The organism is Enterobacteriaceae endosymbiont of Plateumaris rustica (assembly GCF_012562965.1).
Lineage (GTDB): Bacteria > Pseudomonadota > Gammaproteobacteria > Enterobacterales > Enterobacteriaceae.
On sequence record NZ_CP046228.1, the window covers coordinates 2,325 to 16,170 of the forward strand.

11 protein-coding genes, 4 tRNA genes, 1 rRNA gene, 1 other RNA gene and 3 other annotated features are annotated in these 13,846 nt (G+C 25.2%); of the genes, 9 read left to right on the forward strand and 8 right to left on the reverse strand.

Annotation, left to right across the window (positions count from 1 at the left end; genetic code table 11):
- The first annotated feature begins 93 nt into the window (after nucleotides 1–93).
- Nucleotides 94–534 (forward strand) — a sequence feature (23S ribosomal RNA rRNA prediction is too short).
- Between the two features lie 11 nt (nucleotides 535–545).
- Nucleotides 546–1,313 (forward strand) — a sequence feature (23S ribosomal RNA rRNA prediction is too short).
- A gap of 1 nt (nucleotide 1,314) precedes the next feature.
- Nucleotides 1,315–2,202, forward strand: a sequence feature (23S ribosomal RNA rRNA prediction is too short).
- Between the two features lie 68 nt (nucleotides 2,203–2,270).
- Nucleotides 2,271–2,386, forward strand: a 5S ribosomal RNA gene (gene rrf / locus GJT82_RS00020).
- A 23-nt stretch (nucleotides 2,387–2,409) separates the two neighbouring features.
- On the forward strand, nucleotides 2,410–3,459 hold the full coding sequence (gene murB, locus GJT82_RS00025; RefSeq protein ID WP_168818991.1) for a UDP-N-acetylmuramate dehydrogenase: 1,050 nt from the start codon (nucleotides 2,410–2,412) through the stop codon (nucleotides 3,457–3,459).
- A 49-nt stretch (nucleotides 3,460–3,508) separates the two neighbouring features.
- Here murB and aroQ read toward each other — a convergent pair whose 3' ends face one another.
- The gene (aroQ, locus tag GJT82_RS00030; protein ID WP_168818993.1) at nucleotides 3,509–3,955 is read right to left on the reverse strand and encodes a type II 3-dehydroquinate dehydratase; all 447 of its coding nucleotides are present in this window, start codon (nucleotides 3,953–3,955) and stop codon (nucleotides 3,509–3,511) included.
- A 145-nt stretch (nucleotides 3,956–4,100) separates the two neighbouring features.
- Between aroQ and GJT82_RS00035 the strand changes: the two genes are divergently transcribed.
- The 3 genes from GJT82_RS00035 (at nucleotide 4,101) to tldD (ending at nucleotide 7,616) form a co-directional block, all read left to right on the forward strand.
- Nucleotides 4,101–5,150 carry a rod shape-determining protein gene (locus tag GJT82_RS00035; RefSeq protein ID WP_168818995.1) on the forward strand — a complete coding sequence of 350 codons (1,050 nt, stop codon included), beginning with the start codon at nucleotides 4,101–4,103 and terminating at the stop codon, nucleotides 5,148–5,150.
- 28 nt (nucleotides 5,151–5,178) lie between these two features.
- Nucleotides 5,179–5,982 carry a rod shape-determining protein MreC gene (gene mreC / locus GJT82_RS00040; RefSeq protein WP_168818996.1) on the forward strand — a complete coding sequence of 268 codons (804 nt, stop codon included), beginning with the start codon at nucleotides 5,179–5,181 and terminating at the stop codon, nucleotides 5,980–5,982.
- 182 nt (nucleotides 5,983–6,164) lie between these two features.
- Entirely contained in the window at nucleotides 6,165–7,616 is a 1,452-nt protein-coding gene (gene tldD, locus GJT82_RS00045; protein WP_168818998.1) for a metalloprotease TldD, read from the forward strand.
- On the opposite strand, the gene GJT82_RS00050 is transcribed toward tldD, so the two are convergent.
- Together GJT82_RS00050 and GJT82_RS00055 are read right to left on the reverse strand one after the other, a co-directional pair.
- Entirely contained in the window at nucleotides 7,611–7,904 is a 294-nt protein-coding gene (locus GJT82_RS00050) for a TusE/DsrC/DsvC family sulfur relay protein (protein WP_168819000.1), read from the reverse strand. The two genes, tldD and GJT82_RS00050, sit on opposite strands and share 6 nt — an antisense overlap.
- Nucleotides 7,905–7,941: 37 nt before the next feature.
- Nucleotides 7,942–8,026 (reverse strand) — tRNA-Ser (locus tag GJT82_RS00055).
- 79 nt (nucleotides 8,027–8,105) lie between these two features.
- Between GJT82_RS00055 and rsmI the strand changes: the two genes are divergently transcribed.
- Nucleotides 8,106–8,966, forward strand: coding sequence for a 16S rRNA (cytidine(1402)-2'-O)-methyltransferase (gene rsmI / locus GJT82_RS00060; protein WP_168819003.1), 861 nt, complete (start codon nucleotides 8,106–8,108; stop codon nucleotides 8,964–8,966).
- A 29-nt stretch (nucleotides 8,967–8,995) separates the two neighbouring features.
- Nucleotides 8,996–9,338: RNase P RNA component class A (gene rnpB / locus GJT82_RS00065), an RNA gene on the forward strand.
- Nucleotides 9,339–9,345: 7 nt separating this feature from the next.
- Here the strand turns inward: rnpB and folD are convergent.
- Complete coding sequence (gene folD / locus GJT82_RS00070; RefSeq protein ID WP_168819005.1) at nucleotides 9,346–10,200, reverse strand: bifunctional methylenetetrahydrofolate dehydrogenase/methenyltetrahydrofolate cyclohydrolase FolD; 855 nt, start codon at nucleotides 10,198–10,200, stop codon at nucleotides 9,346–9,348.
- 88 nt (nucleotides 10,201–10,288) lie between these two features.
- On the opposite strand from folD, the gene GJT82_RS00075 reads away from it, so the two are divergent.
- Nucleotides 10,289–10,362 (forward strand) — tRNA-Arg (locus GJT82_RS00075).
- Nucleotides 10,363–10,406: 44 nt separating this feature from the next.
- Here the strand turns inward: GJT82_RS00075 and metB are convergent.
- The 3 genes from metB to GJT82_RS00090 form a co-directional block, all read right to left on the reverse strand.
- A complete protein-coding gene (metB, locus tag GJT82_RS00080) occupies nucleotides 10,407–11,570 on the reverse strand; it encodes a cystathionine gamma-synthase (protein ID WP_168819007.1) in 1,164 nt (387 codons plus the stop codon).
- A gap of 152 nt (nucleotides 11,571–11,722) precedes the next feature.
- Nucleotides 11,723–11,795, reverse strand: a tRNA-Lys gene (locus GJT82_RS00085).
- Nucleotides 11,796–11,805: 10 nt separating this feature from the next.
- Nucleotides 11,806–11,878: transfer RNA gene (locus tag GJT82_RS00090), tRNA-Val, on the reverse strand.
- A 132-nt stretch (nucleotides 11,879–12,010) separates the two neighbouring features.
- Between GJT82_RS00090 and gltX the strand changes: the two genes are divergently transcribed.
- Complete coding sequence (gene gltX / locus GJT82_RS00095; protein ID WP_168819009.1) at nucleotides 12,011–13,426, forward strand: glutamate--tRNA ligase; 1,416 nt, start codon at nucleotides 12,011–12,013, stop codon at nucleotides 13,424–13,426.
- 97 nt (nucleotides 13,427–13,523) lie between these two features.
- Here gltX and hspQ read toward each other — a convergent pair whose 3' ends face one another.
- Nucleotides 13,524–13,844, reverse strand: coding sequence for a heat shock protein HspQ (gene hspQ / locus GJT82_RS00100; protein ID WP_168819986.1), 321 nt, complete (start codon nucleotides 13,842–13,844; stop codon nucleotides 13,524–13,526).
- Nucleotides 13,845–13,846: the final 2 nt, after the last annotated feature.

Genomic DNA, 13,846 nt, shown 5'->3' on the forward strand with positions numbered 1-13,846 from the left:
TACTAACTGGAGGACCGAACTGACTAATGTTGAAAAATTAGCGGATGACTTGTGGTTAGGGGTGAAAGGCCAATCAAACCGGGAGATAGCTGGTTCTCCCCGAAAGCTATTTAGGTAGCGCCTCGTGTTATTCATATTCGGGGGTAGAGCTCTGTTTCGGTTAGGGAGTCATCCAGACTTACCAATCCGATGCAAACTTCAAATACCGAATAATGTTATCACGGGAGACACACAGCGGGTGCTAACGTCCGTTGTGGAGAGGGAAACAACCCAGATCGCCAGCTAAGGTCCCTAAGTTATAATTAAGTGGGAAACGATGTGGAAAAGCATAAACAGCTAGGATGTTGGCTTAGAAGCAGCCATCATTTAAAGAAAGCGTAATAGCTCACTAGTCTAGTTTTTCTGCGCGGAAGATGTAACGGGGCTAAATTATACACCGAAGCTGCGACAATAAATTTTATATTTATTGGGTAGGGGAGCGTTCTGTAAGTCATTGAAGATAAATTGTAAAATTTATTGGAGATATCAGAAGTGCGAATGCTGACATGAGTAACGATAAAATAGGTGAAAAACCTATTCGCCGAAAGACTAAGGGTTCCTGTCCAACGGTAATCGAGGCAGGGTAAGTCGACACCTAAGATGAGGCTGAAAAGCGTAGTCGATGGAAAACAGGTTAATATTCCTGTACTTAATGTTATTGCTAAGGGGGGACGAAGAAGGTTAGATTAGCCAGGTGATGGTTGTCTTGGTTTAAGCGTGTAGATGAATTATCTAGGAAAATCCGGATAATTAATAATAAACATTAAGACGTAATGACGAGGTACTTTATTGTACTGAAGTAATTAATACCATGCTTACAAGAAAATCCTCTAAGCTTCAGATAACATAAAATCGTACTCTAAACCGACACAGGTGGTCAGGTAGAGAATACTAAGGCGCTTGAGAGAACTCGGGTGAAGGAACTAGGCAAAATAGTGCCGTAACTTCGGAAGAAGGCACACTGATATGTAAGTAATAAAATTTACTTTTAAAGCTGAAATCAGTCTAAGATAACAGCTGACTGCAACTGTTTATTAAAAACACAGCACTGTGCAAACACGAAAGTGGACGTATACGGTGTGACGCCTGCCCGGTGCCGGAAGGTTAATTGATGAAGTTATCGTTTTACGAAAAGCTTTTGATCGAAGCCCCGGTAAACGGCGGCCGTAACTATAACGGTCCTAAGGTAGCGAAATTCCTTGTCGGGTAAGTTCCGACCTGCACGAATGGCGTAATGATGGTCAGACTGTCTCCACCCGAGACTCAGTGAAATTGAAATTGCTGTGAAGATGCAGTGTACCCGCGGCAAGACGGAAAGACCCCGTGAACCTTTACTATAGCTTGATACTGAATATTGAATATTGATGTGTAGGATAGGTGGGAGACTATGAAATATTGACGCTAGTTAATATTGAGTCAACCTTGAAATACCACCCTTTAAAATTTACTATTCTAACCTAGATCCGTTATCCGGGTCAGGAACAGTGTCTGGTGGGTAGTTTGACTGGGGCGGTCTCCTCCTAAAGAGTAACGGAGGAGCACTAAGGTCAGCTAATCACGGTCGGAAATCGTGAGGTTAGTGCAAAGGCATAAGCTGGCTTAACTGTAAGAATGACGGTTCGAACAGATGCGAAAGCAGGTCTTAGTGATCCGGTGGTTCTATATGACAAGGCCATCGCTCAACGGATAAAAGGTACTCCGGGGATAACAGGCTAATACCGCCCAAGAGTTCATATCGACGGCGGTGTTTGGCACCTCGATGTCGGCTCATCACATCCTGGGGCTGAAGTAGGTCCCAAGGGTATGGCTGTTCGCCATTTAAAGTGGTACGCGAGCTGGGTTTAGAACGTCGTGAGACAGTTCGGTCCCTATCTGTCGTGGGCGTTGGAAGATTGAAAGGAGTTGCTCCTAGTACGAGAGGACCGGAGTGAACGCATCTCTGGTGTTCGGGTTATCATGCCAATGGTATTGCCCGGTAGCTAAATGCGGAAAAGATAAGTGCTGAAAGCATCTAAGCGCGAAACTTACCTTAAGATTATTCTTCCCAGGATATATTTATTATTTAGATACATCCCTAAAGGGACGTTAAAGACTATAACGTTGATAGGCTGGATGTGTAAGCATAGTAATATGTTGAGCTAACCAGTACTAATAATCACCCGTGAGGCTTAACCTTACAACACCAGAATCGTTTAAATATTATAACTTTTTATTATTAATTAAAATTTAATCCTGGTATATATAACGCAATGGTACCACCTGAATCCATTCCGAACTCAGAAGTGAAATATTGTAGTGCCGATGGTAGTGTGAGATTTACTCATGTGAGAGTAGGAAAATACCAGGATTATTATTTTATAAAGTAAATTAATGATAATTTATAAAAATTCTTTAAAATATTTTAATACTTTTGGTATAGACGTTACAGCTTTAGAAATTATAAAAATAGAAAATATTAATGAATTATATTATATATGGAAAAAAAATCATTTAAAATCAGTACCTTATATTATATTAGGTGGTGGAAGTAATGTTTTATTTTTAGATAATTTTAAAGGTATTGTAATTTTAAATAGATTAAAAGGTATTAATATTAATGAACATAAAAACTATTGGAATTTACATGTCTGTTCTGGTGAAAACTGGCATCAATTAGTAAAGTATACTATAAAAAAAGGTATATTTGGTTTAGAAAATTTAGCATTAATTCCTGGTTGTGTTGGTTCTGCTCCTATACAAAATATTAGTGCTTATGGTGTTAGTTTAAAAAAATTTTGTAAATATGTAGATGTAATTAATTTATTAAATAAAAAAATAATACGTTTATCAAACATAAAATGTAATTTTCAATATAGAAGTAGTATTTTTAAACACTCTTATAGAAATAATTATGTTATTATAGCTTTAGGTATGACTATTCCTAAAAAATGGAAACCTAATTTAAATTATAAAGATCTAAATTACTTAAATTTTAATACAGTAACTCCTTATGAAATTTTTAATCATATTTGTAAAATAAGAAAAAATAAAATTCCAAATCCTAAAATATATGGTAATGTAGGAAGTTTTTTTAAAAATCCTTTAGTTTCTAATAAATTAGGAACTCAATTATTAAAAAATTTTCCTAATATACCTTATATTATGAAAAATAATGCATTTAAATTTTCAGCTGCATGGCTAATTGATCAATGTAATTTAAAAGGATATATAAAAGGAGGTGCAATGATATATTCTAAACATTCATTAATAATTATTAATAAATTTAAAGCTACAAGCAATGATATATTATATATAGCAATGAAAATATATTATTGTGTAGGAAATAAATTTGGAATTTGGTTAGAACCTGAAGTAAGAATAATAGGATCATTAGGAGAAATAAATCCATCAAGTATTTTTTCTCATAATTATTTTAAATAATTAATATTATTTATTATAAAATATATATTTTATATAAAATTATTAATAATTAACATAATCTTTTAATTATTAAATCTAAAGCTACAAAATATCCATCAATTCCTAAACCAGATATTATTCCATTAGAAATATCAGAAAAATAAGATTTTTTTCTAAAAGATTCTCTTGCAAAAATATTAGTTATATGTATTTCTATAAAAGGAATATTTATTGCTATTAAAGTATCTCTTAATGCAATACTAGTATGTGTAAATGCTGCTGGATTAAATATTATATAATTTATATTTTTAGTAAAATTTATTAAATATTCTATTAATAAATATTCAGAATTAGATTGAAAATGACTTAATTTACAATTATTATTCTGAGACTTTTGTGTTAAATCTTCAATAATTTTATTTAAAGATAAATATCCATATTTTTTAGGTTCTCTTATACTTAAGAGATTTAAATTTGGTCCATTTAAAATTAAAATATGATTTTTATATTTTGTCATTTTTTTTCTCATAAAATAAACTATAATAATTTATATTATATCTTTATAAAAGATTTCTATATTTATTTTTAAAATAAATGTATATTAACTTAATAATTAATTTTTTATAACTATTAAATAAAAATTTAAATTAGGATTTTTTTATATGTTTAAAAAGTTTAGGGGAATGTTTTCTAATGATTTATCTATTGATTTAGGAACAGCAAATACTTTAATTTATGTTAAAGGACAAGGAATAGTTTTAAATGAACCTTCAGTAGTTGCAATTAGAAAAGATAAATCAGGATCTCCTAAAAATGTTGCTGCTGTAGGATATAATGCAAAACAAATGTTAGGCAGAACTCCAGGAAATATAGCTGCAATTAGACCTATGAAAGATGGTGTAATAGCAGATTTTTTTGTTACTGAAAAAATGTTACAACATTTTATAAAACAAGTACATAGTAATAGTTTTATGCGTCCTAGTCCTAGAGTACTTATATGTGTTCCTGTTGGAGCAACTCAAGTTGAAAGAAGAGCTATTCGAGAATCTGCACTAGGTGCTGGAGCACGAAAAGTTTTTTTAATAGATGAACCTATGGCTGCTGCTATAGGTGCAGGATTACCAGTTTCTGAAGCTACAGGATCTATGGTTATAGATATAGGTGGAGGAACAACTGAAGTAGCTGTTATTTCTTTAAATGGCGTCGTATATTCTTCTTCTGTAAGAATAGGAGGTGATAAATTTGATGAAGCAATTATTAATCATGTACGTAGAAATTACGGTTCTTTAATTGGTGAAGCAACTGCTGAAAAAATAAAACATCAAATTGGTTCTGCTTATTTTACCACTAATGATGAAGTATTAAAGATAGAAGTTAGAGGACGTAATTTAGCTGAAGGTGTTCCAAGAAGTTTTACATTAAATTCAACTGAAATATTAGAGGCATTACAAGAACCACTAACAGGAATTGTCAGTTCTGTTATGATTGCATTAGAACAATGTCCACCTGAATTAGCATCGGACATATCAGAAAGAGGTATGGTATTAACTGGTGGTGGTGCATTATTAAAATCTTTTGATAAATTATTAATAAAAGAAACGGGTATTCCAGTTTCTATTGCTGAAGATCCATTGACTTGTGTAGCTAGAGGAGGTGGCAAAGCATTAGAAATGATTGATATTCATGGTGGAGATTTATTTAGTGAAGAATAAATTTAATTTATATAAATAAAATAAACCTATGAAAATTATTTTTAATAAAAAAATGAAATTAATTTATATAATAATATTATTAATATTTATATTATTAATTAATTATTTTTTTAATTTACAATCTTATATTAATAAGTTTATAGACCCTATATATATATATTCAAATAAATTTTATTCTATATTTAATAATATAATTGATATCAAAAATATTAATGATAATTTAAAAAAACAAAATAAATATTTATATTATCAAATATTAAAAAATAAATATAAACTTTTACAATTAAAACAACTAAAATATGATAATAAAAAATTAAGGGAATTATTAAATATACCAATTACAACTAAAACTAATATAAAAAAAATATTTGCAGAAAAACTACCTATTTATTTTAATTTTCATTCTGATGAAATAATAATTAATAAAGGTAAAATTAACAATGTACATGAAGGACAATTAGTAATTAATAATTTCGGACTTGTCGGTCAAGTTATTTCTACAAATAAATTAACAAGTCGTGTTCGTTTAATATGTAGTACTAAAAGTTATATATCAGTACAATCAATTCATACTCATATTAAAATAGCTATTAAAGGTAATGGTTGTCATTCTAGTTTAATATCAGAAATTTTACCAAGAAATATTAATATAAATAAAGGAGATATATTAGTAATATCTGCATTGTATGATAATTTATTACAAGGATATCCTGTAGCTATAGTAACATTATCAACAGATAAAAATTTTAAAAAGACAAGATTAAATTTTTTAAATGCTAATCCTTTATTTAAAATAACAGAATTAAAATATTTATTACTTATATCTTCTTAAATAAAAAAATGAAAAATTAATTATTATTTAATTTTAAAAATATTTATAAATACTATTATTTACTTTTTTATAATAAAAATATAATATAAAAATATATTATTTTAATAATAATTAAAGTAAAATTTTATTATTAAATAAAATTTAATTTTCAAATAAAAAAAATGAGTATTTGTAATATCATAATGAATGAATTTTTATTAAAAAATAATATTTCTTACTATTGTTTATCTAATTTAATGGATAAAATTTCTTTAAATCATATTTATTATGCTGATTTATATTTACAATCTATCTCTAACGAATCTTGGTTTTTAGAAAATAGTCTTATTAAAGAATGTTCTTATAGAATGAAACAAGGTATAGGAATCAGAGTAATTAAAAATAATACTATTTATTTTTCTTGTACTGATGATATAACACTAAAATCTATTAATCAATGTATAAATAATATTTTTAATAAACAATATAATATTGTAAATTCTATTAATCAAAAAAAAAAATTAAATATATTAAAAAATCATCAAAATTATTATTCTATAATTAATCCTATTAATGATAATTCTAATGAAAAAAAAATATTTTTTTTAAAATATATAGATGATACAGCTCGTAAATTAGATAAAAGAGTTAAAAATGTTCAAATAAAAATTAATAATTTTTATGAATTAATATTAATAATAAATAATAAAAATAGTATATCAACAGATATTAGACCTTTAGTAAATATTAGTATTAATATAATTGTTGAAGATGATAATAAAAGAGAAATAGGTCATAGAATGATAGGTGGCAGAATAGATTATAATTCTATTATATCTATTAATAATAAAAAACAAAAAACATATATTGATAATATTATTTATGAAACTACAATAGCAGCAATAAATAATTTAAATTCAATTGAAGCACCATCTGGATTAATTCCAGTTGTATTAGGTAATGGATCACCTGGAGTATTATTACATGAAGCTATAGGTCATGGATTAGAAGGAGATTTTAATTATTATAAAACTTCTATATTTAATAATAAAATAAAAAAAAAAATTGCTTCAAATATATGTACTATAGTAGATAATGGAACATTAAAAAATATTAATGGATCACTTAATATTGATGATGAAGGAACACCTACTAAGAATAATATATTAGTTAAAAATGGTATATTAAAAAAATATATGTATGATAATTATTATTCTTCTCTTATTGGAACTAAATCAACGGGAAATGCAAGAAGATCGTCTTATGCTTCTTTACCAATTCCTAGAATGACAAATACATATTTATTAAATGGTAAGTCAAAAATTATAGATATAATTAATAGTGTTGAATATGGATTATATGTTATTTCATTAAGTGGAGGAGAAGTAGATATAACTTCTGGAAACTTTGTTTTTTCAACTTCTGAAGCTTTTTTAATTAAAAAAGGAAAAATTACACAACCTGTTAAAAATACAACATTAATAGGATCTTCAGAAAATATTATGAAACAAATATCTATGATAGGTAATGATTTAAGTTTTAATAATGGAATAGGAACATGTATAAAAAATGGTCAACCCTTACCAGTAAGTGTTGGTCAACCTACTTTAAAAATAGAAAAAATGACTGTAGGAGGAACTAAAAAAATTTTATAAACATATATTAGTTTTAGGTAAACCAGCAATTTTTGATCCTTGTTGTATTGGACCTTTAGGAAATAAATTAAATATATAAGAACTATTTCCTTTTGATGGACCATATTTTTCTTTTAAAGAAATAATTAATATACGAACATTAGGTATAATATTAAATTTTTTATATAATACACGTAATAAGTATATTATTTTCCAATGATCTGATGTTAATGTAATACCTTCTTTAATTGCAATTTTTTCTGCAATTTTTTTATTCCAAATAGAATGTTTATATTTTTTATTATACATAATTTTAATAATAATATTTTATAGAATTATTTGTTTACGGAGGAAGAGAGATTCGAACTCTCGAATAGTTTCCTATTGCCGGTTTTCAAGACCGGTGCCTTTAACCACTCGGCCACTCCTCCACTATATTATTTTATTTATTATACATTTTTTTAAAATAAAATAAATATTTTTTAAAAAAAATTAAATAAGTTTAAATATATGAAAAAAAATCAAATAATATTAGGTAATTTATATATAGTACCAACACCTATAGGTAATTATAATGATATTAATTATCGATCATTAATTATATTAAAAAAAGTAGATTTGATTTTATCTGAAGATAAAAGAAAAACAGGAATTTTATTAAAATATTTTAATATTAAAAATAAATTATATTCATATCATGAATATAACGAAAAAAAACACTCTAAAATTATTCTTAATAAAATAAAAAATGGTTATAATATAGCATTAGTTTCAGATGCAGGAACACCATTAATTAATGATCCTGGTTATAGAATAGTAAAATTATGTCGTTTAGAAAATAATTCTATTAAAATTATACCTATACCTGGACCTTGCGCTGCTATTTTAGCATTATCTGCTTCTGGATTACCATCCAATAAATTCTGTTATGAAGGATTTTTACCAAATAAAAAAAATAAAAGATTAAATAGATTAAATGAATTAAAATTAGAAAAAAGAACTTTAATTATTTATGAATCTAAGCATAAATTATTGAATAATTTATATGAAATTAAAAATATTTTTGGATCAAATAGATATTTAGTCTTAGCAAGAGAAATAACAAAAAAATGGGAATGTATTTATGGAGATACTATTGAAAAAATTATTTTATGGATTAAAAAAGATAAAAAAAGATTAAAAGGAGAAATAGTTTTAGTAATTGATGGATTACATAATAATATTGATGAAGAAATACCTAAAGAATCAATTGAAACTTTAATAATATTAAAAAAATATTTACCACTAAAAAAAGCTATTAATATTACTGCTAATATTTATAAAATAAAAAGAAATATATTATATACTATATTTTTAAAATATAAGCATTAATTATTAATTTATGATATTATATATATTATAAAGTTGATTGAATAGTCGCTTTTATTTATATAAAAGAGGAAAGTCCGGACTCCATAGGGTTATGGTGCCAGGTAACACCTGGGAAGTGTAAACTTACGAAAAGTGCAACAGAAAAAATACCGCCATAAAATAATAATGGTAAGGGTGAAAAGGTATGGTAAGAGCATACCGATATATTAGTAATAATATATGTCAATGTAAACTCCACCAGGAGCAAGGCTAAATAAGATTTGTATAAACCCGTACTATAAATCTGGGTAAGCTGCTTAAAATAATAAGTGATTATTATAATAGATAAATGACTGTTCAAGACAGAATCCGGCTTATAGATCAACTTTATTTAAAATTTTTATTTTACATAATAAATTTCATAAGCTTGTAAAGTATTTTGCATTAATGTTGCTACAGTCATAGGACCTACTCCTCCAGGAACTGGAGTAATATATGAAGCCTTTTGTATTGCTGAATTAAAATGTATGTCACCTATAATTTTATTATTAACTCTATTAATTCCTACATCAATTACAATTGCACCTAATTTTATCCATTCACCTCGTATGAAATTAGGTTTTCCTATAGCTACTATTAACAAATCTGCATTTTTTATATAATATCTTAAATTTGTAGTAAAACGATGAGCAATAGTAATTGTACAACCAGATAATAGTAATTCCATGCTCATTGGACGACCAACTATATTAGATGCTCCTACAATAACTGCATTTAAACCAAAAATATTAATTTTATAATATTGTAATAATTTTATTATTCCTAAAGAAGTACATGGTCGTAATAAAGGTATTCGTAGACACAATCTCCCTATATTATAAGGATGAAATCCATCTACATCTTTACTGGGAGAAATTCTTTCTAATATTTTAATTAAATTTAAATTTTTAGGTAATGGTAATTGAATAAGTATTCCATCTATATCATTATTATGATTTAATATATCAATAATTTCTATTATAGAATTTTGATCTATATTTTCAGGTAAATTGTAATCATAAGAAATAAATCCTAAATTTTTACATACTTTACGTTTATTTTTTATATAAATTTTAGATGCTACATTATTTCCAATTAAAATAACTCCTAACCCTGGTGGTCTATACCCGTTTAATAATCTATTATTTATTTTTCTAATTATTTTATTATATATTTTTTGAGCAACTATTTTTCCATTAATAATTTTAGCTTGCATTTTAAAAAAAGCTCATTTAATAATAATTTTATTATATTTTTTTAAATTTATTTTAAAAATAAAGGTATTGTGTTAACATTAAGTCTCTGCGCTCTTAGCTCAGTAGGATAGAGCAATAGCCTTCTAAGCTATTGGTCACAGGTTCGAATCCTGTAGAGCGCATAAATATTTTTAATTATTTATTTTATTTATCATATAATAAAGTATTAATGACATTTATTAGCATAAAAAAATGCTTTATCTAAGTCAGATATTAAATCATTTGAATCTTCAATTCCTACTGATATTCTTAATAATAAATCAGAAATATTTGCTTGTAATCTTTCTTCTCTACTTATACAAGCATGTGTCATAGTTGCTGAATGCGAAATTAGACTTTCTACTCCTCCTAATGATTCTGCTAAAGTAAATAATTTTAATGAATTTAAAAAACAACTTAATTGTTTTTTAGAACCATAAAAATCAAAACTTAATATAGCTCCAAATCCTTTTTGTTGAATTTTTGCTATATTATGTCCAATATTACTACTAAGTGATGGATGATATATTTTTTTTACTAATTTTTGAGTTTGTAAATATTTAATAATTATTAAAGCATTTTTTTCTGCAATTTTTAATCTAGGATATAATGTTCTAATACCTCTAAGTAATAAATAACTATCAAAAACTGAACTAGTTACTCCTATATTATTACTCCACCAAGATATCTTTTCTATTAATTTTATATTTTTAGTTATAACAGCACCTGCTATTATATCAGAATGACCATTTAAATATTTTGTACATGAATGAACTACTAAATCAACTCCTAAATTTAGTGGATTTTGAAAAACAGGACTGAGTAATGTATTGTCAATTACACTAATAGCTTTTGAATTACGTATTTCATTACAATAATCAACAATATCAATTACATTTAACAATGGATTACTAGGACTTTCCATAAAAACCATTTTAGGTTTTTCTAATAAAGCAGCTAATAATTTTTTTTTATCATACATGGTAATAAATTTTACTCTATAAATTCCTTTATTTAAAAGACTTTTAAATAATCTATAACTACCACCATAACAATCTTTAGGACAAATTAATAAATCTCCTGGTTTTAATATTGATGTAACTATTAAATAAATTGCAGACATACCACTATTAGTAATAATTGATCCTAATCCATCTTCTAAAGAAGAAATAACATTTTGTAATATATCTCTTGTAGGATTACTTTTTCTAGAATAATCATATTTTCTAGGATTATTAAAACCATTAAAATTATAAGTAGTAGTTAAATATATTGGGGGGATTACAGAACCATATTGTTTGTCTGTATTTAAACCATTATGTATGGATATAGTTTTTTTATTATAATGCATAATTTTATTTATAAATAATTATAATTATTATTAAATGATTAATAATCGTAATTTAACATAAATTTAAATATAAATAAATGTAACTATATTAGATTTAAATTTTATTATAAATAAATTTTTTAACATAAAAAAAATAAATTTTCTTTAATTATTGGGTCGTGCAGGATTTGAACCTGCGACCAATTGATTAAAAGTCAACTGCTCTACCAACTGAGCTAACGACCCTTTTTTATTATGGGTGATGACGGACTTGAACCGCCGACAACCTCCTTGTAAGGGAGGGACTCTACCAACTGAGCTAATCACCCTAATAATATTTTATATAATTAATAATAAATCAATTTATTTTAATAAAAATTTGATAAAAAATCAAACTTTATTTTTTTATATTATATAATGATTAAATATTATAATCATAGTTATTATATAATAAGATATTTATGATAATAAAAACTCGTTTTGCACCTAGTCCTACAGGTAATTTACATATTGGAAGTATTCGTACAGCTTTATATTCTTGGTTATTTGCTCAAAATAATTCAGGTAGTTTTTTATTAAGAATAGAAGATACTGATTTCAAAAGATATAAAAAAAATTCCATTAAAAATATTATTAATGGATTAAAATGGTTAAATATTAATTGGGATGAAGGTCCTTATTTTCAAAGTAAAAGACTTGATAGGTATAATCATATTATTGACAATATGATTAAAAAAAAATTAGCATATAAATGTTATTGTTCTAAAGAAGAATTAGAAAAAAATAAAACAAAACAAATTTCAATGGGAAAAAAAGTAAAATATAATGGTAAATGTAGAAATTTAAGTAATTTTATTTATAATAATAAACCATTCGTAGTAAGATTTCGTAACCCTGATATTGGTAAAGTAAAATTTGAAGATAAAATTCGAGGTATTATAATATTTAATAATAATGAATTAGATGATTTTATTATAAAAAGAACCGATGGTATACCAACATATAATTTTTGCGTAGTTGTTGATGATTGGGATATGGGTATTACACATGTTATTAGAGGAGAAGATCATATAAATAATACTCCTAAACAAATTAATATAATTAAAGCTATAGGAGCTAATATACCAATATATGCACATGTTTCAATGATTATTAATAAATCAGGAGAAAAAATTTCAAAAAGATTTAATAATATAGATATATTACAATATAAAAAAGAAGGCTATTTACCTGAAGCATTATTAAATTATATTGTACGTTTAGGATGGTCTCATGGTAATAAAGAAATTTTTTCATTAAATGAAATGAAAAAATTATTTAATTTAAATAATATTAGTAAATCACCTAGTATATTAAATACTAATAAATTAATTTGGTTAAATAAATATTATTTAAATAAATTACCAAAAAAATACATGATTAATTACTTAACTAACTTTTTTAAAAAAAAAAATATTAATATAAATAATGGTCCTAAAATAAATGATTTATATAATATATTTCATAATAGATGTAATACATTAAAGGAAATAAGTAATTTATGTTATATTTTTTATAATATTCCTGATTATTCAAAAATTAATTTAATAGATAAATATTTAAATTTAGAAACAAAAATAATTTTAAATAAATTATTAAAAAAAATTACATTAATTAATATTTGGTCATTATCAATAATTAGTTCTTCTATAAAAGAAGTATCTATAAAATTAAACTTACATTTTTCTAAAATAGCTATGCCATTAAGATTAGCTATAACAGGAATGAATAACAGTCCTCCTATTAATCATATAGTATATTTAATGGGAAAAAATAAAGTTTTACAATGTATTAATAATGCAATAAATTTTATAGTACTCAATAATAAAAAACTATAAATAATTTAATTATTAATTGACAATTATATATTTTATTACAAAATGTTGATAGGCGGTATATATTTTTCCGCTTATCTTTATTTTTATAAATTAAAAATTAATTTCTTAATTTAGGTGTTATTAATTGTTTTTTAATAGAAGCTGATAATTCGTCTAATGACGAATGTTCAGGATGTTCATATTCTAATGGTTCTCCTGAAAGTTGTGCTTCTGCTAAATATATATGTATAGGTTGTCCTGTATCATCCTCCATTACTACATGATACCATGGTTTACTACGTAATGTTATACTTTCTGCAACTTCATCAATTTTAGGATCTCTTAGTGAATATTGAGGATCAACATCAATTATTACTCCTAAAAAACCTAATAATTTATGTCTAACTTGTTGACCAATACCAAATTTACTGGTAATCATCA